Source organism: Natrinema pallidum DSM 3751, from assembly GCF_000337615.1.
Lineage (GTDB): Archaea > Halobacteriota > Halobacteria > Halobacteriales > Natrialbaceae > Natrinema > Natrinema pallidum.
The window spans coordinates 106,463-127,545 of the sequence record NZ_AOII01000045.1; the positions used below are offsets into that span (position 1 = coordinate 106,463).

At 64.3% G+C, this 21,083-nt stretch carries 23 protein-coding genes; 11 read left to right on the forward strand and 12 right to left on the reverse strand.

Annotation, left to right across the window (positions count from 1 at the left end; all coding sequences use genetic code 11):
* The first annotated feature begins 31 nt into the window (after nt 1-31).
* Nucleotides 32-1,333 carry a hypothetical protein gene (locus C487_RS08680; RefSeq protein ID WP_006185360.1) on the forward strand — a complete coding sequence of 434 codons (1,302 nt, stop codon included), beginning with the start codon at nt 32-34 and terminating at the stop codon, nt 1,331-1,333.
* 27 nt (nt 1,334-1,360) lie between these two features.
* Here C487_RS08680 and C487_RS08685 read toward each other — a convergent pair whose 3' ends face one another.
* Both C487_RS08685 and C487_RS08690 read right to left on the reverse strand, forming a co-directional pair.
* Nucleotides 1,361-1,780 carry a thiol-disulfide oxidoreductase DCC family protein gene (locus C487_RS08685; RefSeq protein ID WP_006185361.1) on the reverse strand — a complete coding sequence of 140 codons (420 nt, stop codon included), beginning with the start codon at nt 1,778-1,780 and terminating at the stop codon, nt 1,361-1,363.
* A gap of 61 nt (nt 1,781-1,841) precedes the next feature.
* Nucleotides 1,842-2,888 (reverse strand): phytoene/squalene synthase family protein, encoded by a 1,047-nt coding sequence (locus tag C487_RS08690; protein WP_006185362.1) that lies wholly within the window; start codon nt 2,886-2,888, stop codon nt 1,842-1,844.
* Between the two features lie 130 nt (nt 2,889-3,018).
* On the opposite strand from C487_RS08690, the gene C487_RS08695 reads away from it, so the two are divergent.
* The 4 genes from C487_RS08695 to C487_RS20995 all read left to right on the forward strand — a co-directional run bounded on the left by C487_RS08695 (nt 3,019) and on the right by C487_RS20995 (nt 7,263).
* The gene (locus C487_RS08695) at nt 3,019-3,687 is read left to right on the forward strand and encodes an SDR family oxidoreductase (protein WP_006185363.1); all 669 of its coding nucleotides are present in this window, start codon (nt 3,019-3,021) and stop codon (nt 3,685-3,687) included.
* A 292-nt stretch (nt 3,688-3,979) separates the two neighbouring features.
* Nucleotides 3,980-5,632 (forward strand): long-chain fatty acid--CoA ligase, encoded by a 1,653-nt coding sequence (locus C487_RS08700; RefSeq protein WP_006185364.1) that lies wholly within the window; start codon nt 3,980-3,982, stop codon nt 5,630-5,632.
* Nucleotides 5,633-5,832: 200 nt separating this feature from the next.
* Nucleotides 5,833-6,978 carry an acyl-CoA dehydrogenase gene (locus C487_RS08705; protein WP_006185365.1) on the forward strand — a complete coding sequence of 382 codons (1,146 nt, stop codon included), beginning with the start codon at nt 5,833-5,835 and terminating at the stop codon, nt 6,976-6,978.
* 123 nt (nt 6,979-7,101) lie between these two features.
* Nucleotides 7,102-7,263: a hypothetical protein gene (locus tag C487_RS20995; RefSeq protein WP_006185366.1), complete on the forward strand. Its 162-nt coding sequence runs from the start codon at nt 7,102-7,104 to the stop codon at nt 7,261-7,263.
* A 39-nt stretch (nt 7,264-7,302) separates the two neighbouring features.
* Here the strand turns inward: C487_RS20995 and C487_RS08710 are convergent, their stop codons facing one another.
* Together C487_RS08710 and C487_RS08715 are read right to left on the reverse strand one after the other, a co-directional pair.
* Nucleotides 7,303-7,590, reverse strand: a complete 288-nt coding sequence (locus C487_RS08710; protein ID WP_006185367.1) for a PadR family transcriptional regulator — start codon at nt 7,588-7,590, stop codon at nt 7,303-7,305.
* 46 nt (nt 7,591-7,636) lie between these two features.
* Complete coding sequence (locus C487_RS08715; protein ID WP_006185368.1) at nt 7,637-8,539, reverse strand: DUF3267 domain-containing protein; 903 nt, start codon at nt 8,537-8,539, stop codon at nt 7,637-7,639.
* A gap of 104 nt (nt 8,540-8,643) precedes the next feature.
* On the opposite strand from C487_RS08715, the gene C487_RS08720 reads away from it, so the two are divergent.
* Entirely contained in the window at nt 8,644-8,940 is a 297-nt protein-coding gene (locus tag C487_RS08720; RefSeq protein ID WP_049908040.1) for a DUF7111 family protein, read from the forward strand.
* A 33-nt stretch (nt 8,941-8,973) separates the two neighbouring features.
* Here C487_RS08720 and C487_RS08725 read toward each other — a convergent pair whose 3' ends face one another.
* A complete protein-coding gene (locus C487_RS08725) occupies nt 8,974-9,300 on the reverse strand; it encodes a DUF7410 domain-containing protein (RefSeq protein WP_049908041.1) in 327 nt (108 codons plus the stop codon).
* A 140-nt stretch (nt 9,301-9,440) separates the two neighbouring features.
* On the opposite strand from C487_RS08725, the gene C487_RS08730 reads away from it, so the two are divergent.
* Nucleotides 9,441-10,862, forward strand: coding sequence for a heme o synthase (locus C487_RS08730; RefSeq protein ID WP_006185371.1), 1,422 nt, complete (start codon nt 9,441-9,443; stop codon nt 10,860-10,862).
* 183 nt (nt 10,863-11,045) lie between these two features.
* On the opposite strand, the gene C487_RS08735 is transcribed toward C487_RS08730, so the two are convergent.
* Nucleotides 11,046-12,557, reverse strand: a complete 1,512-nt coding sequence (locus tag C487_RS08735; protein WP_006185372.1) for an SLC13 family permease — start codon at nt 12,555-12,557, stop codon at nt 11,046-11,048.
* 330 nt (nt 12,558-12,887) lie between these two features.
* On the reverse strand, nt 12,888-13,133 hold the full coding sequence (locus C487_RS08740; RefSeq protein WP_006185373.1) for a hypothetical protein: 246 nt from the start codon (nt 13,131-13,133) through the stop codon (nt 12,888-12,890).
* Between the two features lie 160 nt (nt 13,134-13,293).
* On the opposite strand from C487_RS08740, the gene C487_RS08745 reads away from it, so the two are divergent.
* The 3 genes from C487_RS08745 to C487_RS08755 all read left to right on the forward strand — a co-directional run bounded on the left by C487_RS08745 (nt 13,294) and on the right by C487_RS08755 (nt 16,163).
* Nucleotides 13,294-14,349, forward strand: a complete 1,056-nt coding sequence (locus C487_RS08745; RefSeq protein ID WP_006185374.1) for a M20/M25/M40 family metallo-hydrolase — start codon at nt 13,294-13,296, stop codon at nt 14,347-14,349.
* A gap of 258 nt (nt 14,350-14,607) precedes the next feature.
* Complete coding sequence (locus C487_RS08750) at nt 14,608-15,774, forward strand: thiolase C-terminal domain-containing protein (protein WP_006185375.1); 1,167 nt, start codon at nt 14,608-14,610, stop codon at nt 15,772-15,774.
* A complete protein-coding gene (locus C487_RS08755; RefSeq protein WP_006185376.1) occupies nt 15,771-16,163 on the forward strand; it encodes a Zn-ribbon domain-containing OB-fold protein in 393 nt (130 codons plus the stop codon). The genes C487_RS08750 and C487_RS08755 overlap by 4 nt, the downstream gene beginning before the upstream one ends.
* 71 nt (nt 16,164-16,234) lie before the next feature.
* Here C487_RS08755 and C487_RS08760 read toward each other — a convergent pair whose 3' ends face one another.
* From C487_RS08760 to C487_RS08775, 4 genes are all read right to left on the reverse strand, one after another.
* On the reverse strand, nt 16,235-17,179 hold the full coding sequence (locus C487_RS08760) for an alpha/beta fold hydrolase (protein WP_006185377.1): 945 nt from the start codon (nt 17,177-17,179) through the stop codon (nt 16,235-16,237).
* A 67-nt stretch (nt 17,180-17,246) separates the two neighbouring features.
* A complete protein-coding gene (locus tag C487_RS08765; RefSeq protein WP_006185378.1) occupies nt 17,247-17,459 on the reverse strand; it encodes a hypothetical protein in 213 nt (70 codons plus the stop codon).
* Between the two features lie 122 nt (nt 17,460-17,581).
* Entirely contained in the window at nt 17,582-18,673 is a 1,092-nt protein-coding gene (meaB, locus tag C487_RS08770; RefSeq protein WP_049908034.1) for a methylmalonyl Co-A mutase-associated GTPase MeaB, read from the reverse strand.
* A 2-nt stretch (nt 18,674-18,675) separates the two neighbouring features.
* Nucleotides 18,676-19,092, reverse strand: coding sequence for a cobalamin B12-binding domain-containing protein (locus tag C487_RS08775; protein WP_006185380.1), 417 nt, complete (start codon nt 19,090-19,092; stop codon nt 18,676-18,678).
* A 229-nt stretch (nt 19,093-19,321) separates the two neighbouring features.
* On the opposite strand from C487_RS08775, the gene C487_RS08780 reads away from it, so the two are divergent.
* Nucleotides 19,322-19,996 (forward strand): HD domain-containing protein, encoded by a 675-nt coding sequence (locus C487_RS08780; protein ID WP_083864560.1) that lies wholly within the window; start codon nt 19,322-19,324, stop codon nt 19,994-19,996.
* 495 nt (nt 19,997-20,491) lie between these two features.
* Here C487_RS08780 and C487_RS20255 read toward each other — a convergent pair whose 3' ends face one another.
* Nucleotides 20,492-20,968, reverse strand: coding sequence for a hypothetical protein (locus tag C487_RS20255; protein WP_152422485.1), 477 nt, complete (start codon nt 20,966-20,968; stop codon nt 20,492-20,494).
* Nucleotides 20,969-21,083: the final 115 nt, after the last annotated feature.

Here is a 21,083-nt window from a genome sequence, read left to right on the forward strand (position 1 = left end):
TATTTAGTATTGATGCACGAGGTCCGAAACGATGCGACCTGCTCGACTCGCGTTCGCCCTCTGTTGGTGTCTCGTCGTCGGTGCCCTCTGTGTCACCGCCGTCGCGGGCGCACCACCTCCGGAACAGATCTGTGGCGTCTGTGGGCCCAGCACCGCCAACGACGCCGAGGTTACGGGTGCAACGGCTCGCGGCGTGCTCGACATATACATCGATGACAACGGGGATTCCCGGTGGCAAGCCCGCGTGCCGGTTACCGAGACTGCCGCCGAGCGCTACCGGACGAACGCGACCGCGCTCGAGGGCGCGGTCGACGACGCCTGGGCACGGTACCACGCGGCCGACGGTGATGTTCGAGACGTGAGATCGAGCGTCCGGGGCGAGACGGTCGTCGTAAACTACACTGTCACTGACGTTGCCAACCGCGGCGTCGGCGATAGCTGGCTCATCGATTACTTCGCGACCGGGACATCGCCCACGCGCTACGAGATGGCGGCCGATCGGGTGACGATTCACACGCCCGCGGGAACAGTCGTCACGAACCATCCCGCCGACGCCACTGTTGACGACAATACCGTGACGTGGGCCGCCGAGGGGACAGCGGGCGGTGACTTCGACGACCAGACCTACGTCACGTACGGCAATGACGGCGTCCGCGGCACCGCGAGCGGGTACGCTACGCTCGGCCTCGAGATCGGTCCAACGGCACTCGTCCACGGCGTAAGCGGCGGGCTCATCCCCGCGATACTCCTCGGGATCGTCGGACTCGCGATCGGTCGCAGCGACTTCGGCCGCGACGCGTTCGATGCCGCGGCGCTCGAGCGACTGATCGTCGCCGTCGGTGCCGTCGGCGCGGGTGGTTTCCTCGTCGTCGGCGTCGCCGCGACCGGTGCCGACCCCGCGTCGGGTGCCGTCGCACTGGCCGCACTCGGGGTCGGCTACGCCCTGCTCGGGAGTACAGCCCGCCGGTTCGGGGCCGGACTCGAGACTCGCGGGCTGGTCGGGCTGGCACTCCTCGCGACGGTCGTCGCCGCGGGGGGACCCCTCCTGCTCGTCGGCCCGCCGGTGTACGCGTTCCCGCTCTGTTTCGGCGCGGCCACTGCGTTCTGTCTCCCGATGGGGTACGCCGCCGAACGGGGGCGGTTCCCACTCGCGCTCGTCGCGGTCGCCGCGCTCGCGCCGATCGTTGCGCTCGCGAGCATCGCCCCCGTCTCCGTGTTCGGATACGGGCCGGTCGTCTACGGTCTCTTGCTGCTCCCATGGGTCTGCGCCGTCGCTGTGTTCGGCTATCCGCTCGCACTGCTGGGTCGACGGCTGGCTATCGGTAGCAACTGAAGACGCAAAGCGCGACGGAGCGCCGACTCACTCGAGGAACCGTGCACTGGCGTCGACATCGGCCGGGGGCATCGCACACTGGTCTTTCTTGCCGAACCAGCGGTAGCGGCGGGCAGCGACGAAATCGTAGACGCCGTCCCGGAGTCGTCGCGGGAGGAAGCGAAACGGTCCGAGCAGCCGATAGACGCCGCCCAGCCGGTTCGCGATGCGGATGACGGCGGCCGATTTCACGTAACAGTCCTCGCCCTCGATCAGGACGACGGACTCGAGGTCGTCGGTCGGGAGGTCGTGTTCGGCGAGCAACTCCGTACCGATGTCTGACTGGAGGGAGGCAAAGCGGAACTGACCTTCCGTATCCCGGGGAAGAACGAACTGGACGAACCCGTTACAGAGGTTACAGACGCCGTCGAAGAGGATAATCGGGCCGTCCGGGGCAGCCGAACTCATTGGACACGTATCAGTACGTCCCGGCGCGAGTTCAACGTACCGGTCGGCGAGGTCCCGCCCGCTACTGGTGGAGCGGCTGTTCCGCCATCTTGCTGCGGAGTTCCTCGAGCCGAGAGCGGGAGACGCCGTCCTCGAACTGCTGGAGAAGGGCGAACACTTCCGCTCGAGAGACCTTGACATCGCCCTCGCGGACGACGTCTTCGGGGCGCTCGCGCAGTTCTCGGAGCGTGCCGACGGCGAGCAGGTAGGGGATCGCCCACGCCGAGAGACGGTTGCCGTTGTGTTCGGGGACGACTTCGAGGTAGCGCTGGGCGTCGTCGAGGTAGCTCTCGGCGCGGCCTGTCACCCGCTTGATGACGTTCGTGACGCCACCGTGGTGGGCCTCGTCGGTGACTGCCTCGATGTCGACGTCCTCCGCCGCGAGCCACTCGGCGGGGAGGTAGACGTTGTTCTCCTCGTGATAGTCGTCCTCGACGTCCTTGGCGATGTTGACCAGTTGCAAGAGAAGGGCGAACGACCGGGCGTTTTCCCGCATTTCCGTCGCCCGTTCCTGCGAGGTGCCGCGAGCAACTAGCCCCGTGATCAGAGTGCCGACGGTCCCGGCTGCGTACCAGCAGTACTCCTCGAGTTCCTCGATCGTCTGGAGCCGCAATCCGCCCTCAGTGGCGTACCGGTCGGTGAACATCGCCATGCCGTCGACGAGTTCGCGGACCGGTTCGCGCATGATTTCGCGGGGCTCCTCGTCGAGCGACTCGAAGGTTCGCAGTACCCGCGGCGTCTCGGCGACTACGTCCCAGTCGTCGGTTCGGTCCTCGGGAATCCACGGCTCGACGTCGTCCATGAAGGCCGTGATCGATTCCTCGGCGTCCGGATCGAGCAGTCGGTCGTACTCGGCGAGGAGTTCGGTCTGTGCATCCGGCGGGATATGCCCCGCATCCTCGACCGTGTCCGCAATCCGACAAAGGAGGTACCCGATACAGATGTGTCTCGCCATCGGCTCCTCGAGCCGATCGATCGTGATCGAAAAAGTCCGCGAAACGCCGTGAACCGCGTCGTAACACCACTCGAGATCGGCGTCGGTGGGAGGTTCGGGCTGGCCCGTGGTCATCTACTCGAGTTAGTTTCGTGACCCCTGGGGAAAAACACCGCGGTCGCGGCGTGCTCTTCCGGCCGGCGGAAATCCGGACGGCACGGCGACTCGCAGCACCCACTCTTCGGCGGCGAACGACACAACCGGTATGTGGCCGAGCGACGAAATGACGGCCATGAGCCAGCCAATACTCATCGCCGGTTCGCACGGTCAGGTCGGACAGCACGTCACGGAACTGCTCGGCGAGAGCGAGCGAACCGCTCGAGCGATGATCCGAACGGAATCGCAAGCCGACGAGATGGCCGCCCTCGGCGGGGACCCGGTCGTCGCGGACCTGACCGGGGATGTCGAGCACGCGGTCGAGGGCTGTGATGCCGTCGTCTTCGCAGCCGGCTCCGGCGGGGACGACGTCTACGGCGTCGATCGCGACGGCGCGATTACCCTGATCGACGCGGCCAGCGAAGCGGGCGTCGACCGGTTCGTCATGCTCAGTTCGATGGGTGCCGACGAGCCGGCGGCGGGACCCGCGCCGCTTCGGGACTACTTGATCGCCAAAGCCGAAGCCGACGAGTACCTCCGGGCGAGCGCTCTGACGGAGACGATCGTTCGCCCGGGCGAACTGACCACCGACTCCGGAACCGGCGAGATCCGAGCGGGCAACGGACTCGATCCGGATTCCGGTTCCATTCCCCGCGAAGACGTCGCACGGACGCTCGTGACCGCGCTCGACTTCGAGCCGGTGTACGGGGAGACGTTCGAAATCCTGTCGGGAGCGACGCCGATCGAGGACGCGCTCGAGACTGTCGGCTCGAGTTGAGGCAGGGACTCGAGCGACGGCACAGCGTCGGCATACCGGCAACGAACGCCGCCCGCACGGATCGCCCGGAGGGGTGACTGCTGTCGTGGGACGTTTCGCCTTTCACGAATGTCGGCTCCGTGGAGCTGGCGGTCACACTATTGTTCTCGTTGGTTCGCGTATCTGAACCGAATTGGTTATTTTCTCTAGATGTCCGTTCATCCTACTCGGTCCGGTACGATCGGAAATCCGGTCATAACACTGTGTGTATGAAAAGAATAATACAGTCATTGTGCTACAGTAGAACACGAAGATGCCAGGCGGAACAGATCAAACACTTCGGCCGTTCTTGTGGCGTGCGACAAACCTCTATTCCGACACGGAAATCGTCTCCCGGAACCACGACGGGATGCAACGATACACCTACAGCGAGTACGAGGGGCGAACGAGCCAACTCGCGAACGCCCTCGACGAGTACGGGATCGAGAGCGGCGACCGGGTCGGGACGTTCTGCTGGAATCACTCGCGTCACTTCGAGACGTACTTCGCCGTCCCCTCGATCGGCGCACAACTCCACACGATCAATCCCCTGCTTCCCGACGCCCACATCCAGTATATCGTCGACAACGCCGACGATGAACTGATCTTCGTCGACCAGTCGCTCGCACCGAAACTCGCCGGTGCCGTCGCCGACGCCGACGACGAGTTCGACGGCGTCGACTTCGTCGTCATGGGACGCGAGACGGTCGACGACCTCGAGGCGACGCCGTACGAGTCGTTCATCGAGGGCCACGCGACCGAGTACGACTGGCCCGATGTCGACGAGGACCAGCCCGCGGGGATGTGTTACACCTCGGGGACGACCGGAAACCCGAAAGGCGTCGAATACACCCAGCAGATGCTCTGGAGCCACACGATGGCCTCCCAGACGCCACAGGGGATTCCAATGGCCGACGACGACGTCGTCATGCCCGTGGTGCCGATGTTCCACGTCAACGCCTGGGGAATGCCGTTTACGGCGACCGCGGGCGGAGCCAAACAGGTCTTCCCCGGCCCCTCCCCGGAGCCAGAAGACCTCGCGACCCTCATCGAATCCGAGGGCGTGACCATCAGCGCGGGCGTCCCGACCGTCTGGCTGGGACTGATGGAGTACTGCTCGGAGCACGACGTCGACCTTTCGACGCTCGAGACCATCATCGTCGGCGGCTCGGCGGCACCGAAATCGATGGTCGAATGGTTCGACACTCAGGGCGTCGAGGTGCTTCACGCCTGGGGCATGACCGAGATGGCCCCGATCGGCTCGGTCTCCCACCTCAAATCCGATCTGGCGACTGCGGACTACGACACCCAGGTCGAAAAGCGCAGCAAACAGGGCCTCGTGGTCCCCGGCCTCGAGTTCAAAGTCATCGACGACGACGGCGAGGAGATCGAGTGGAACGGACAGGAGTTCGGCGAACTGTGGATCCGCGGGCCGTGGGTGACGACGGAGTACTTCGAGCGCCCCGAGGCCAACGAGACGGACTTCGAGGACGGCTGGCTCAAGACCGGTGACGTCGTCACCGTCGACGAGGACGGCTACATCAAGATCGTCGACCGGGAGAAGGACGTGATCAAATCCGGCGGCGAGTGGATTTCCTCGGTCGAACTCGAGAACGCGATCATGGCCCACGACGGCGTCGCCGAGGCGGCCGTCGTCGGCGTGCCCCACGAGCGGTGGCAAGAGCGACCGGTCGCGTTTGTCGTGCCCGCGGCGGGTGCCGATCGCGAGTCGCTCGTCGACGAGATCAACGAGTCGCTCGCCGGCGAGTATCCGAAGTGGTGGCTGCCGGACGAGATCGAGTTCATCAAGGAAGTGCCGAAGACGGCGACCGGGAAGTTTTCGAAGAAGGATATCCGTGAGGAGTACGCCGACCAATCCCTCGTCGATGGACAGGTTCCGGACGAGGCCGCCCCGGACCGTAACTGACTGTCGTCACGACTCGTTTTCGCCGGGAGTCACGACACCGGTCGTCAGCGGCGGGACGCCGACGGCTCGGCGACGTAGGCGGGGGAGCCGAGTTCGCTGCTGCCGGCCGTGGCCCACGAGTGACTGGTTTCCCTCCCGCGACCGAGACGGGACGGACCGAAGAAAGAACAGTAAAGGGTAATGATTCCTAATGCGGCGATATGGACTTTGGACTATCGGCCGAGCAGCAACAGATTCGAGACATGGTGTCGGAATTCGTCGACGAGGAGGTCGTCCCGGTCGCCGAGGAGATCGACCACGAGGACGAGTTCCCCGCCGACCTCGTCAGTGAGATGGCCGACCTGGGGCTGATGGGGATGCCCTTCCCCGAGGAGTACGGCGGTGCCGGGCTGGACTATCACTCCTATGCGATCGGGCTCGAGGAGATCGCTCGAGGCTCGGGCGGTCTGGGGACGATCGTCGCCGCCCACACGTCGCTGGCTGGGAACATGCTCTACGAGTTCGGCGACGAATCCCAGAAAGAGGAGTATCTCACCCCCGTCGCGGCGGGCGAGGACATCGGGGCGTTCGCGCTCTCGGAGGCCGGCGCTGGCAGCGACGTGCCGGCGATGGAGACCGTCGCCGAGAGAGACGGCGACGAGTACGTCATCAACGGCGGGAAGCTCTGGATCTCGAACGGCTCCGTGGCGGATACGGTCACGCTCTTCGCCAAGACCGACCCCGATGCGGGGAACAAGGGCATCTCGTCCTTTATCGTCCGCCCCGAGGAGGACGACGGCTTCATCGTCGAGGGCACCGAGGACAAACTCGGCGACAAGGGCTGTCCCACTGCCGAACTCCGATTCGACGACCTCCGCGTTCCGGACTCGCGATTGCTCGGCGAGGAGGGTGACGGCTTCGTCCACGCGCTGAAAACCCTGAACGGCGGCCGCATTACGATCGCCGCCCGCGGGGTCGGCATCGCCCGCGCGGCCTTCGAGGAGGCCCGCGACTACGCCGGCGAACGCGAGCAGTTCGGCCAGCCGATCGGCGAGTTCCAGTCGATCAAGCACAAGCTCGCGGACATGGACACCAAGATTCAGGCCGCGAAGATGCTCATGCACAAGGCCGCCGACAAGAAGATCCGCGGCGAGAACTACATCAAGGACGCCGCCCAGGCCAAGCTCTACGCCTCCGAAGTGAGCCGGGAGGTCGCAAACGAGGGCATCCAGATCCACGGCGGCTACGGCTACACCAAGGACTTCGCCGCCCAGCGGTTCTACCGCGACGCCAAACTCAACGAAATCTACGAGGGCACCAGCGAGGTGCTGCGAAACACGATCGGCGACCAGTTGCTCGAGGAGTAGCTCCTCGACGCCCCGCGCGAGTCGATATCGGCTCGTGGATCGGTTGCTCTCACTCTTTGCCGCCCGGCTTTGTTTCACCTCCATCCATTCCACACTTATACCAGTGTCGGGCGCAGTGAGCCTATGGACCGAACGGAATTGTTCCTCGCGATCATCGCGTACACACTGATCGTCCGAACGTTCGGCGAGGATGGCGGGGGCGCGATGATTCCCCTGTTCGTCTTGCTGTTCGCGCTCCCGATCTACGTCGTCGTCCATCTGTACAGGAACCCCTCGCTCGAGTGACGACACGGCGCGCCGATCGCGGCCGCCACCCTGCTGTCATCAGTCCCCGTCCTCGAGACAGTCTCCGACCCAGTCGTAGTGGTCTCGGACCCGCCGCTCCCCGCCGTCGGTCAGCGCGTAGACGTCGTGCAGTCCCTCGGTTCGCTTTTCGACGACGCCCGCGTCGACCAGCGCCGACAGCGAGCCGTAGAACGACTTCGGCTCGAGCCGATCGTCGTAGTGGGACTCGAGGCGCGATTTTAGCTGTTGCCCCCGCAGTTCGCCGTCGGCGGCGGCGAGCAGGAAACAGATGTCTCGGCGACGGCCGCTTCGAAGCCACTTGGGCATACGGTCCGTCCGTGCGACGGGTGCTCGAACGTTACGGTTGCCGCGTTCACGCGGCCTCGAGACGCCGCCGAAGGGTCGCGACGACCGTCCACGCGAGTCCGCCGAGGGCGGCCGTGCCGAGTAGCGGGCCATCGCCGAGTTCGAGGACGGCGGTCCCGCCGGGCCGGTAGTCGTGACGGACGAGCAGCCAGCCCCGCTCGGGGACTCCGAGGACGACATCGCCGGAGCCGAAGGCGAGCGAGAGCAACACCGCGAGGAGGGCGTAGACCGCGACCGCCGCGAGAGTGCCGACGCTGCCGGTCAGGAACCGCGAGAGCAGCGTCGTCCCGGGGAACCGACTCACCTGCTCGTCGGTGCCGTAAATACCGAAACCCTGAACGCCGTCCGGTGGGTCGCCGACGCGAACGTCGGCGGGGTACTGACAGAGGGCGGCGGCCATCCAGAGATCGCCGATCGATCCGGCCGCGTTCGCCGCCAGGGGGACGATCAGCAGCGGCGTGGGGACGACGACCATCGCGGCGAGACCGACGGCTGTGATCACGACGAACGGCGCAAGCAGGGCGACGAGCAGTTGGTTCCGCGTGTAGTTCGCGCCGCTGGTCTCCGCGTAGGCGTACGGCAACACGAAATAGGAGACGCCGATCCCGTATCGCGGAGTGTCACCGTAGCGGGCCATGAACACGCCGTGAAGCAGTTCGTGCGGGACGACGACGCAGACGAGCAGTCCGATGGAGACGGCGAGCCAACTCACGACCGTCGGCGGCGAGGACGGCGCGATCACGATCGGCTCGAGCGAGGTCCCGCGGAGCCACGCGAGGACGTGGCCGAGCGCGTAGGCGAACCCGAAGAAGCCGACCCCGGAAACGACGAGCCACTGGAAGGCGACCGACCGCGTGAGTCGAAACGTCGCGAGCGGGCGACGGACCGGGAGGGAATCCGAACGGCTCACTGGTCGGACCCTCGAAGGCAACCGAAAAATCGGTGTCGATGTTCGGCCTTGACGCTCCGACCGGAACCGACAGTTTCCCGGTGGGCGCGCCCCGAGTGACGAGTATGACCGACGATCGGACGACGGCAGCCAACGGGATCAGGGCGACCTACGAGGAGACCGAAACCGAACGAATCCTCGCGTTCGAACGCGACGCCAGCGAATACGGGACCGGCGGAACCGCCGCGATCGCCCAGAACCGCGAGGGATACGCGATGTTGAAGGTGCGACCGTCCGCCGACGGTGACGAACTCGAGCGCTACTACGGCTTCGACATGGCGCTCGATCACGTCGGGGAACTGCTGGGTGTCTCGCCCCACGAGCTCCCGATTCCGGCGGCCGCCGAAGACATGGGGATGTAGTCGAACACGGCCGACGAGACGCGGCCGAAGCGTTCAGACCACGAAAGCGGCGATGATAAGCAGGCCGAAGTACAGCACCACGAGAACGCCGAGCGCGTACAGTCGGAAGCGCCGCAGCTCCGCGCACTCGTCGCGAGCGGCCCGCTCGGCGGCCGCTCGTTCGCGATCGGAGAGACGGTCGTAATGTGCGAGACCGCGGTGGAGCGACTCGAGCGTCGATCGCCGAAACGGTCGCTTGCAGTATGGGCACCGGGCCGACAGCGTCTCATCCCGAACGTCGATGGCGGGGGCACTGGACGAGGGGGGCCCCGACGTATCGGCGGCGGTCCCAGGGACGCGACGGCGCGAGTCGCCGGACACGAAGCGTGCTACGTGATCGAGCACAATCCCTTTTCGGTCGCTTCTCGAGGACTGCGGTACCGGCCGATCCCGTCCGCGACGGGTGGGAAAAAGCGAGAGCCCTAAATACACGGAGTCGAACGATGTAGACGAGAATAGTCGTGGCAAGAGAGTCGTTTCCCCGCCCGATCGGCACGCGACGCCGTTTTTCCGCACTGCTCACAGCGACCGCGCTGGGCGTCTATCTGCTGTTGATCGTCGGCGCGACGACTTCGCTGACGAACGCGGCCGCGTCGTGTTCGACGTGGCCGACCTGTCACGCCCCGGTCGACCCGTTGAACCAGACCGAGCTCGCGATCGCGTGGGGCCATCGGCTCACCGCCGTCGTCGTCGGCCTGCTCGTCGCCGTCACGGCGTACGCCGCCGCCTTCGGTGACGCCTCGCGGCGCGTCCGGGCGACGCTCGTCGCCGCCGCCGCGCTCTACGTCGTCCAGATCGGCGTCGGTGCCGCCACCGCGACGATCGGTCCCGAGGCGATCCTTCCCGGTCTCCACCTCGTGCTCGGACTCGTGATCTTTTCGGGAGTCGTCCTCGCGCTTGCCTGGGACCTCGAACTCGCGACCGGCAGCGCGGACGAAGACGGCATCGACTCGCCGGCCCCGCTCGAGGAGTCGACGCCGACCGCCTCCGAACGCACGCTGCCCGCGAGTCGGGTGGCCCGCGCCCGACTGACCGCCTTCGCCTACTTCCAGATGATGAAGCCGCGCCTGATGTGGCTGCTCTGTCTGGTCGCCGCCGCCGGGATGGCCCTGGCCGCCGGCCCCGGCCTCCAGAGTACGACGATCGTCGCGACGCTTGGCGGTGGCGTCCTCGCGATCGGCGCGAGCGGGACGTTCAATCACGTCCTCGAGCGCGACGTGGACCAGAAGATGTCCCGCACCGCCGACCGGCCGCTGGCGGTCGACCTGATTCCGGTCCGCAACGCACTGGCGTTCGGACTCGCGCTGACCGCGGCGTCGCTGGCCGCGTTCCTGACGATCAACCGGCTCGCGGCGGCGCTCGGACTCGCAGCGATCGTGTTCTACAGCGTCGTCTACACGCTCTTGCTCAAACCGAACACGGTCCAGAACACGGTTATCGGCGGCGCTGCCGGCGCGTTGCCCGCACTCATCGGCTGGGCGGCCGTCACGAACGAGATCGGTTGGCCGGGACTCGCGCTTGCGGCGGTCATCTTCCTGTGGACGCCGGCGCACTTCTATAACCTCGCGCTGGCGTACAAGGACGACTACGCTCGCGGCGGGTTTCCGATGATGCCCGTCGTCCGCGGGGAGACCGAAACGCGAAAGCAGATCGTCTACTACATCGCCGCGACGCTCGTGAGTTCGATCGCGCTGGCATGGATCACCGACCTCGGCGCGCTGTATGCCGGGACCGTCGTCGTCTTCGGCGGGATCTTCCTCTGGGCCGCCGTGCGACTCCACTTCGAGCAGACCGAGGCCGCCGCGTTCCGGTCGTTCCACGCTTCGAACGCCTTCCTCGGGGCCGTGCTGGTCGCGATCCTCGTGGACGCACTCGCGTTCTGACGGTCAGCACCGTCTCGAGAACGGATCGAACGCGCCTGGTTTGACAAATCGGCCGAGCACACCAGTGTGACCACGTTCGGATGCCAACGGGCAGTCACTCGAGTCCACGGCGGGCGATCGAACGGCCCAGTTAGAATTCGGCTGGGACGCCACGAGCACACGACGGCGTCGCAGGTCCGGTGCTCACCACAGCAGGTGTGGCCAGACGAACGTGAACAGCGCCCAGATAACCCCTGTCAAAACGACGGTCATAACGGCGTTCAGGACCAGCCCCGCCCGGAGCATGTGGCGTTGTTCGACGTAGCCGCTGCCGAAGACGATGGCGTTCGGGGGCGTCGCGACCGGCAGCGCGAAGGCGAAGCTCGCGGCGATCGCGCCGGCGACCGAGAGGAAGAGCGCGGTCGAGAAGTCGGTCAGCCCGAGCGTCGCCGAGAAGACGCTCCCGAGGCTGATCAGAATGGGAACGATGATACTGGTCGTCGCGGAGTTCGAGGTCATTTCGGTGAGGAAGATGACGACCAGAACGACCGCACCGATGACGAGGACGATGGGCGCACCGACGAGCCCGCTAAACACGGTGTCGGCGATCCACTCCGTCGCGCCCGTGTCCGCCAGCGCGTTCGCGAGGGAGATGCCGCCGCCGAACAGCAACAGCGTCCCCCAGTCGATGTCGACCAGTTCGTCCCACTCCATCGTGTCGGCAAGCACGAGCGCGGGGACCGCCGCGACGCCGACCATGACGTAGTAGAGGAGTCCCTGGTGGCCCTCGACGCCGAATATCGTCATGCCCTCGCCGCCGAACACGGTCGTCATCCAGACGGCCGAGAGATACGGCTCGAAGAGGTCGCCGAGTCCGCCGAGCATCCAGAGTCCCGCCGTCACGGCGAAGATCGCCGCCACCCGTTTCCCGCGGGGGTCGAGGTCGCCTTCGGCCTCGAGTTGCTCTCGAGCGGTGGCTCGCGCCCGCTCGACGTCCGGTACCTCGGGCGGGTACAGCACGTACGTCAGGAGGAACCAGACGAGCGGCAGCGTCACGACGACGACCGGGAACCCGACGATGAACCACTCCGTGAACCCGATTTCGTAGTCCAGAATGGCGTTGAGTTGGCTCACGAGGATCGCGTTCGGTGGCGTCCCGATGATGGTCCCGACGCCGCCGACGCTCGCGGCGTAGGCGGTTCCGAGCAGCATCGAAATCCGGAGGTTCGTAAACGCGGCCGTCGACTCGACGGTCCCGCCGTCGGAGACCGTTTCAGTGGTGTCGCTCGTCCGATCCTGTTCGTCCGAGGACATGAGATCGTCCCGGTCGAGGATCTGGCTGAGGACCCCGACTGCGATCGGCGTCATCATTGCGGCCGTCGCGGTGTTGGAAACCCACATCGATAGCAGGGCGGTCACGATCATGATCGCGAAGATCAGCCGCCGCGGCGAACTGCCCATCTTGGCGATGGAATACAGCGCGATCCGCCGGTCGATGTCGTACTTCTGGATCGCGTTGGCCAGCATGAACCCGGCCAAAAACAGGAAAATTATGTGATCGGCGAACCCGACGAGGGCGGCGTCCATCGAGTCGTAGACGCCGGTCCCCGTGAGCAAGACGGGGATCGTCAGCGCGGTAACCGCGAGCGGTAGTGCGCCGGTGACCCAGAGGAACCCGGCGAAAAACATCGTCGCGAGCGCGTACTGGCCAGTCATCGACAGCCCCGACGGCGACGGTGCGGCTGCGATTGCGACCGTTCCGATCCCTGCGAGGGCGAACAGGGCTAATCGGCTGCTTGAGGCACCCATGAGGCGGTGTATCATTGACACACACAGGAATTATCATTACAATCCTTGCATGTGTTTACCCCCATAGAGTTCCTGGCTGAGCCACTGAGACGGCTGAAAACAGCACCCTCTATTTGATTTATATATCTCTCAGTNCGGATTTCTAATTGAATTCCCCGATTTTGAACCTACTGTCCTCCTGCGATTTCTGGGGGTAAACACATACCAATCCTTAAACGCTTCTATTCGTGAACGTCCCTAGAAATGATCGACGATCGCCCGCACCTGTTCGGCAGTGAGTTCCGCGGCGTAGAGTTCCAGCAGCGTCTCCCGGCGCGCTCGAGAGAGCGAGCGACTCCCGCTCTCGAGCATCGAGAGGTGTGCCTGGATGAGGTCGTCTATCTCTCGCTCGACCGCCCGCTGTTCGTATCCGGCCGCGACGCGGAGAAGCCGCCACGACAGCGGTGAGATGCCCTCGGGGTCGGGGAGGTCGGAAGCGTCCATGAACGTTAGTGGTGATATAGATGTCAAGGTGACCTGAAATGCGTTCCGTCTGGCAGCGGTGGGCCCGTCGTTTCGAGCCGGCGATCACCACAGCAGTCGCGACGGGCGTGTCCGCGAGATCATGGTCGAGTTTTTCACCTATCGGGCACCACGTCGGTGCATGGAGCAACAACGCCGTCGGTTCCTCGAGGAATTACTTACCACAGCGACGCCATCCGGGTTCGAGACACCGGGTCAACGCCGCTGGATAGCGTACGTCGAGGAGTTTGCCGACGAGGTGCGGACCGACAGTTACGGAAACGCCGTCGCCGTGCTGGAGGGAAACGATACGTCGGTCGCCCTCACCGGACACAGCGACGAAATCGGCTTCATGGTGCGGGATATCGAAGAACGCGGCATCCTCCGAATAACTCCTGTCGGGGGTTCGGACCGTACCGTCTCGAGGGGCCAGCACGTCCGTATTCATACCGACGCTGGGCCGGTTCCGGGAGTGATCGGTCAGACGGCGATTCATCTCCGTGATCACGAAGACGAATCGCTTACCGATATCGACGAGCAGTATATCGATATCGGCGCTGAAGATGCGGCCGAAGCCGAGGAATTGGTCGAACGCGGCGATCCGATTACGTTCGATCAAACGATCTCCGAACTGGAGAACGGACGGATCGCAGCACGTGGGTTGGACAATCGTATCGGTATCTGGGCTGCGGCGGACGCACTTCGACGGGCGGCCGAACGCGACCACGAGGCGACGATCTATGCCGTCTCTACGGTCCAGGAGGAAGTCGGGTTACAGGGCGCGAAAATGGTCGGCTTCGATCTTGCACCTGATGCAGTCGTCACGATAGACGTGACTCACGCGACGGACACACCGGATATCACGGCAGGTCAAAAAACCGGTGTCGAACTCGGTGAGGGCCCGGTCGTCGTACGCGGAAGCGCAAACCATCCGCGACTCGTTGATGCAGTTCGACGGACCGCCTCCGAGGCCGATATCGATATCCAGTTACAGGCATCAGGAACGAACACTGGGACGGATGCTGATGCGTTCTATACTTCACGCGGGGGGATTCCATCGGTGAACGTCGGCGTCCCAAACCGCTATATGCACACGCCCGTCGAGGTCGTGGACCTGGCGGATCTCGAGACAGTTGCCGAACTTCTGAGTGTCGTCCCATCCACTGTTGCCGACTGTGAGCTTTCCACTAGCATCTAACCGACAGTCGTTGCGTACGCCCAACTACGTGGGAACCGATGAGACGTCGCCAGGGAGAGCCGGTCACCTGTCCGCCATTGCCGGTTGGGCCGCGGCCACCTTGCGGGTCCCCCGTCATCGGTCATCAGTACGCGGCAAGAGCGTCTTTCGCCGCCGGCAAGGGCGATATCGATCGATCTACCGGACATACCAACGAGCTGCCACGTACGCAGCCGTAACCGCGGAGTATTAACGGGTTCGCACACTATACGTGTGTACATGAGTGACGTACGTGTCGCAGGCACAGGGCTGACGTCGTTCGGTAACAGTCCCGAACGGACCAGTCGAGATCTCTTTGCCGAGGCGACCATCACGGCGTTCGAAGAGAGCGGCGTTCCCCGAGACGACGTAGAGGCCGTCCTCTACGGCAACTTCATGGGCGAACTCTCCGAGCACCAGGGCCACCAGGGGCCGCTGATGGCCGAAGCGGCGGGGGTCCAGGCCCCCGCAACCCGATACGAGTCCGCGTGCGCCTCGAGCGGCACCGCGGTCCGCGAGGCGGTCAAACGGATTCGGACCGGCGAGAACGACGTGATTCTCGTGGGCGGGGCGGAGCGGATGACCAACCTCGGTACCGCGGGCGCGACCGAAGCGCTCGCGATCGCCGCGGACGACCTCTGGGAAGTGCGCGCCGGCGTGACGTTCCCCGGTGCGTACGCACTGATGGCCCAGGCCTATTTCGACGCGTACGGCGGCGAGCACGAGGACCTGGCCCATATCGCCGTCAAGAACCACGAGAACGCACTCTCCAACGAAAAAGCCCAGTACCAGCGCGCGATCGAGGTCAGCGACGTTCTCGAGGCCCCGCCGGTCTCGGAGCCGCTCGGCCTCTACGACGCCTGTCCGATCTCGGACGGGGCGTCGGCGCTCGTGCTGACGAGCGAGGCCTACGCCGAGGACCACGATCTCGAGGCCCCGGTCGCGATCACGGGTACCGGTCAGGGCGGCGACCGGATGGCCTTACACGACCGCGAGCACCTGGCGCGCTCGCCCGCCGCACGCGAGGCCGGTGCGGAGGCGTACGCCGACGCCGGTGTCGACGCCGGTGACGTGGACTTCGCGGAGGTTCACGATTGCTTTACCATCGCCGAAGTGCTCGCGCTCGAGGCGCTCGATCTCGAGCCGATCGGCGAGGGGATCTCGGCGGCCCGCGACGGCCGGACGACCGCGGACGGCGAGATGCCGATCAACCTCTCGGGCGGATTGAAAGCGAAGGGCCACCCGGTCGGCGCGACCGGCGCATCCCAGATCGCCGAGGTGACCGAGCTGCTGGCCGGCCACCATCCCAACAGCGACCACGTCGCGGACGCGACGACCGCCGTCGCCCACAACGCCGGTGGCACCGTCGCGAGTGCGACCGTTCACGTTCTGGAGGTGGACCGATGAGCGATTCCGATCCCGTCGCCGACGCCGGCTTCGACGAGTGGCTCGCGGCCGCCGCGGAGGGCGACGCCTACTATCTCGAGTGTGCGAACGGCCACGGCTCCCTGCCGCCGCGCCGCGTCTGTCCCGACTGCGGCTCGACCGACATCGCCGAGGCCGACCTCTCCGAAACGGGCGAGATACGGACGGTGACGGTCACGCACGTTCCGACGCCGGCCTTCGAGGACGACGCTCCCTACGCGACGGCCGTCGTCGACTTCGGGCCCGTTCGCCTGACCGGACAGGTCATCGGCATCGACGTCGCGGACGTCGAGACCGGACTCACCGTCGCCCTCGAGATCACGACCTCGGAGACGACGGGCGAGCGCGTGATCGGCCTCCGGCCGGTCTAACGGTTCGGGAACGACGATCGCACTCGCTTTCACGCGCGATCGCGGGAACCGGGAACCGGGAACCGATTCGACTACTTGCGTGAGCCCGCGTCGGCACGCGGGAGTTCCGCGCTCAGATACTCGACGAACGTGTCGGGGTGTTCGGCGTGGGGTAACTGCGTCGCGTAGTCGATGACGACCAGATCGAGGTCGGCCGCCTCGGCGAGGGTCCGACCCTCGCGGAGCGGGACGAGTTCGGCGTCGCGGCCCCAGACCAGCGTCGTCGGTATCTCGAGGGCGGCCAGTTCCGTCGCGAGATCGAAGTCGGGATCGAGGGTGCCCGCGGCGAAGGAGGCCGGGGCGTAGCGCGCGCCGGGCTGGTGGGCGCTGTTCCAGGCGGCGTCGACTTCCGCGGCGCTGATCCGATCGGCGTCGTAGTAGCCGTCCCGATCGTAGAAGTATCGGATCGAGGGTTTGCTCGCGAGCAGGTTGTACAGCGCCATTCCCACGATCGGGGTTCGCAGGAGGGTCCGGACCCACGGCCGCTCGTCGGCCGTCTCGTCGACCGGACAGATCAGGACGAGACGCTCGAACGCGGTCTCGTCGGCGGCGTCGACGGCGAACGTCCCGGACAGCGACGAGGCGACGACGATCGGCTCGTCGGTGATCTCGTCCGTGAAGTCGCGCACGAACTCGCCGTAGAGGGCTCCGGAGTAGACCAGGGGTGGCCGCTCCGAGCGACCGAACCCGGGAAGGTCGACCGCGTAGACGTGGTAGTCCTCGGCCAGTTGTTCGACGATCGGCTCGAACTCGTGGCTGCTCGCGCCCGCATAGACCCCGTGGAGCAGCAGCATGTCTGGGTCGTTCGGATCGCCGGCGACGGTGTAGGTCGTCTCGATCCCGCGCCAGCGATACGTCCGTTCGATACCGACCAGCGGGTTCTCGAGGTCGCGTGCACGTCGCTTGAGGAGGCGGTTCCCGAGGACGACACCACCGACGGTTCCGAGGGCTGCACCGAGGACTGTTCGGGCTTTCATAACGGGTTGTTAGGTGGCAACTGTCTTAGACCTCCGGTCTTGGTTCGCGCCGAGCGATGCAGCCATCTCAGACGGCGTGACCGCGACTCCACCGGACCCAACGGGCCTCGATGGCGTGCAAAACGAGATACAACAGGAGAAACATGCCCAGGAATATCGGTCCGACGGAGCCGACGGCCAGCGTTGCGATCGCCCACCCTATCGGGCAGTCGGTTTCTCGCCTCGTCGCATCGACGTAGACGGCATACACTCCCATAATCAGCAACAGGAAACTAATCATACGACAAGGTTACATCTTATACATATATAATGTCTTTGCAATTGAACTGTATCTCCAGTCGTCATTTCGGGCGAGCGACGTCACGCTCGAGCGACTAGCGAGGCTGAAATGGATTGGTACCGCTACTCCCGGCTCGAGCCGTCCGCTCGCGTTTCGGTCTCGAGGTTCTCGATGCAGGCCTCGACGGGGGCGAGCACGTCGCTGGCGATCGAGTACGGGTCCGTCTCGCCCAGCCGAACGGCCTCCGCGAGCCCGTCGATCCCGCCGCTGTCGGCGAGTTCGTCCTCGAGTAGCGAGTGGACGTCCTCGCGCAACAGGGTGCGAATCTCTTCGGCGTGGCGCTGGCGGACCTTCTCGGCCAGCGTACCGGAGTCGACGAGGTACGCGCGGTGGGCCGCGAGTTCGTCGATGAATGTCTCGACGCCGGTCCCTTTCGTCGCGACCGTTTCGACGATGGGCGGGCTCCAGCCCTCGTCTTCGTCGTCCGTCTCGTCGACGGCGGCGTCACCGCCGCTCATCACGTCGGCACCGTGGTGACCGCCACTGCCGCCGGCGAGGCCGCTTTCCTCGCCGAGATGAACCATCTCCCGGAGCTCCTGAACGGTGCGGGCCGCGCCGTCGCGGTCCGCCTTGTTGACGACGAAGACGTCGGCGATCTCGAGGATGCCGGCTTTCAACGTCTGGATATCGTCGCCCGAGCCCGGCGGGACGAGCACGGCGACGGTGTCTGCGGTCCGGACGATATCAATCTCGTTTTGGCCCGCGCCGACGGTCTCGATGATGATCTTGTCCTTGCCGAAGGCGTCCATCGCTTTGACGGCGTCCGCGGTCGCCGTCGAGAGTCCGCCGAGCGTGCCACGGGCGCTCATCGAACGAACGAAGACGTCCATATCGCCCACGGCGGAGGCCATCCGAATCCGGTCCCCGAGGACGGCACCGCCGCTGAACGGCGAGGAGGGATCGATCGCGATGATCCCGACCGTCTCGCCGCGGTCGCGGTACGCCTCGGCGAGCTTGTCGACCAGCGTCGACTTGCCCGCGCCCGGCGAGCCGGTGATCCCGATCACGTCGGCGTCGCCGGTATGTGCGTAGAGCGCCGACACGAGGTCCCGATAGCCCGGCGACCGGTTCTCGATCTTCGAGATGATCCGGGCGAGCGCACGGTGTTCTCCCGCCAGTAGCGCCTCGAGCAGCGACTCGTCGTCGGCGTCCATGGTCATCGCTGCGGCGCGTTCTCGCGAACGAACTCGATGGTCTCTTCGATCGAGGTCCCGGGACCGAAAATCGCCGCCACGCCGTCCTCCTTGAGCCCTTCGCGGTCCTCCTCGGGAATGACGCCACCGGCGAGAACGAGCGTGTCTTCTTTGGCACCGTACTCCTCGAGGCCGTCCATGATCTTCGGGAGGAGCGTGTCGTGGGCCCCCGAGAGGATGGAGATGCCGAGCACGTCGACGTCCTCTTGGACCGCGGCCTGAACGATCTCCTCGGGTGCTTTGTGCAGTCCGGAATAGATGACCTCGAAGCCGGCGTCCCGGAACGCGCGGGCAATGACGTGCGCGCCGCGGTCGTGACCGTCGAGACCGACTTTGGCGACGAGACACCGAATCGACTCCGCTTCCTGTTCGCTACTCATACCCACCCATACCCGAGCCGACTGTTTGACTTTAACGGAAGTTGGTGGGGGTTGAACCGTCAGTGACGAAACTCGCCGTTCCGATCCGACTCGAGCACGACTTCGGTCGGTCCATAAAATACCGTGACTGTCAGTTCTCACCGAAACCGGTCCGAACCAAAGGCTAAAGAACGAAACGACCGAACATTCCGGTAATGACTATCATTCGTCTATTGCGGAGGGATCTATCGTGGGCGTTGAAATAAAGGAAACGCGAGTGACCGACGCGGAGTTCGAGGAGATGAAGGGTTTCGTCTTCGAGTATCTCGCCGCCAGCGTCGAGAAGGAAGAGGAAGGCGGTCGCATGCGCTGGTACCCCTGGCACTCCGCCGAGTACCGGCACAACCACATCCTCAACGTCGTCGAGCTCGCGACCGATATCGCCGAGGCGGAGGGCGCGGATGTCGATGTCACCCGCGTCGCCGCCCTCTTTCACGATGTCGCCAAACTCGAGACCGACCAGGAACTCCACGCCGAAGCCGGTGCTCACGTTGCCCGCGAGTACCTCGAGTCGCGCGCCGAGTTCCCCGAGTCGTTCATCCAGCAGGTGTGTCGCGCCATCGAACACCACTCCTATCAGGGCGACCTGACGGATCTCGCCCTCGAGACCCAGTGTCTCATCGAGGCCGACCTCCTCGACAAGGTCGGCGCGAACGGCACCGCCCTGATGCTGTTGCGGATGGGCTACGAGGCCCGCACCCACATGGACTCCGACGAGATGGTCGAGCGCGTCCTCGAGCGAGGGTACGACGCCGCCTCGCGCGTCCAGAGTGAGACCGCCGAGGGCATCGCCCACCAGCGTCTGAAACGCGTCAAGTGGTTCAGAGAGTGGCTCGAGGACGAGATCGCCGCGCTGGGCAACTAAGGCGGGTCCGTACCGGTCCGGTGTCGCCCGCTCGAGACCAGTGTCTCCCGATCGGCCGGCGAGGCCGACGGACAACCGGATCGGCCAGTGCGTTCATACTGGTCTGCTCTCGAGACGAGTGTAATGCAACTCCCACGTCGACCGAGCGCCATCTCGGTTCTCATCCTCTGTTGTCTCGTACTTCTCGCGACGGTCCCCATCGCGACGGTCGCCCAACAGTCTCCGTCTCAGATCGGAACCGCCGCCGACTCGAACAGATTGACACCGATAGTGTGCCAGAAACCGATCTGAGTGGGGTTGTTTAGCGAGAGCGCAAACGGTTTTAGAAAGCATTTGATGGCATCTCAGTCGCCTTCGACATTAGTGAAGGAGGCGTCTGTGGAATAGTTAATATCAGCCAGGTCTCATAGGTGGGTGATGGTGGCACTATGTAACATATAATAATAAAATAAATTTTGTATGAATAGTGAATAACGACAACCGGTTTATATAGTATTATCTTGTGATTTTTATCTCATCGCTCACATCCTTGGTTCCAGTTCCATGCCAAACCCACCCATCATATGAAACCACAATGTCGCCATCTGGTTCCTGACAAATCTCCCAGTCAAGTGTACCAAAACCAACATCATATTCTTCTTCTTTACACTTAGTTTCTCCGCATGGGAGGTCAAATGATCCTGTTGCAACACTAAGATCTAGTTCAACCTGTGCGCCACATTCATAGAGCGTGAAACAAAGATCGACAGGTATTCCTTTATAAATATCACGAGTTACACAGAAATCTCTAACGACCTCGGAGCTTGCAGTTACTGTAGAAACCTTTGGTCCTTGATTATCATTCTCAGCGATCTCGTAGGTTGTTCCTGCCTCTTCAACGGTGAACGAACTTTCATCATCTAGCTTTTCACTTATAGTCGCTTCAGAAATAGTAAGACCGCCGGTATTAGTATTGTCCTCACTTGAGCCCAATTCGCCATTGTCATTTTGTATGTGTTTACCCCCAGAAATCGCAGGAGGACAGTAGGTTCAAAATCGGGGAATTCAATTAGAAATCCGGTATGTGTTTACCCCCAGAAATCGCAGG

What these genes read in the sequence shown, in the direction of transcription:
- C487_RS08740 (WP_006185373.1), bottom strand. Translation starts at nt 13,133, where the DNA reads ATGGACGCTTCCGACCTCCCCGACCCCGAGGGCATCTCACCGCTGTCG.
- C487_RS08750 (WP_006185375.1), top strand. Translation starts at nt 14,608, where the DNA reads ATGAGTGACGTACGTGTCGCAGGCACAGGGCTGACGTCGTTCGGTAAC.
- C487_RS08765 (WP_006185378.1), bottom strand. Translation starts at nt 17,459, where the DNA reads ATGATTAGTTTCCTGTTGCTGATTATGGGAGTGTATGCCGTCTACGTC.
- C487_RS20995 (WP_006185366.1), top strand. Translation starts at nt 7,102, where the DNA reads ATGGACCGAACGGAATTGTTCCTCGCGATCATCGCGTACACACTGATC.
- C487_RS08775 (WP_006185380.1), bottom strand. Translation starts at nt 19,092, where the DNA reads ATGAGTAGCGAACAGGAAGCGGAGTCGATTCGGTGTCTCGTCGCCAAA.
- C487_RS08745 (WP_006185374.1), top strand. Translation starts at nt 13,294, where the DNA reads ATGGAGCAACAACGCCGTCGGTTCCTCGAGGAATTACTTACCACAGCG.
- C487_RS08760 (WP_006185377.1), bottom strand. Translation starts at nt 17,179, where the DNA reads ATGAAAGCCCGAACAGTCCTCGGTGCAGCCCTCGGAACCGTCGGTGGT.
- C487_RS08720 (WP_049908040.1), top strand. Translation starts at nt 8,644, where the DNA reads ATGACCGACGATCGGACGACGGCAGCCAACGGGATCAGGGCGACCTAC.
- C487_RS08735 (WP_006185372.1), bottom strand. Translation starts at nt 12,557, where the DNA reads ATGACTGGCCAGTACGCGCTCGCGACGATGTTTTTCGCCGGGTTCCTC.
- C487_RS08700 (WP_006185364.1), top strand. Translation starts at nt 3,980, where the DNA reads ATGCCAGGCGGAACAGATCAAACACTTCGGCCGTTCTTGTGGCGTGCG.
- meaB (WP_049908034.1), bottom strand. Translation starts at nt 18,673, where the DNA reads ATGGACGCCGACGACGAGTCGCTGCTCGAGGCGCTACTGGCGGGAGAA.
- C487_RS08680 (WP_006185360.1), top strand. Translation starts at nt 32, where the DNA reads ATGCGACCTGCTCGACTCGCGTTCGCCCTCTGTTGGTGTCTCGTCGTC.
- C487_RS08690 (WP_006185362.1), bottom strand. Translation starts at nt 2,888, where the DNA reads ATGACCACGGGCCAGCCCGAACCTCCCACCGACGCCGATCTCGAGTGG.
- C487_RS08710 (WP_006185367.1), bottom strand. Translation starts at nt 7,590, where the DNA reads ATGCCCAAGTGGCTTCGAAGCGGCCGTCGCCGAGACATCTGTTTCCTG.
- C487_RS08695 (WP_006185363.1), top strand. Translation starts at nt 3,019, where the DNA reads ATGTGGCCGAGCGACGAAATGACGGCCATGAGCCAGCCAATACTCATC.
- C487_RS08705 (WP_006185365.1), top strand. Translation starts at nt 5,833, where the DNA reads ATGGACTTTGGACTATCGGCCGAGCAGCAACAGATTCGAGACATGGTG.
- C487_RS08685 (WP_006185361.1), bottom strand. Translation starts at nt 1,780, where the DNA reads ATGAGTTCGGCTGCCCCGGACGGCCCGATTATCCTCTTCGACGGCGTC.
- C487_RS08755 (WP_006185376.1), top strand. Translation starts at nt 15,771, where the DNA reads ATGAGCGATTCCGATCCCGTCGCCGACGCCGGCTTCGACGAGTGGCTC.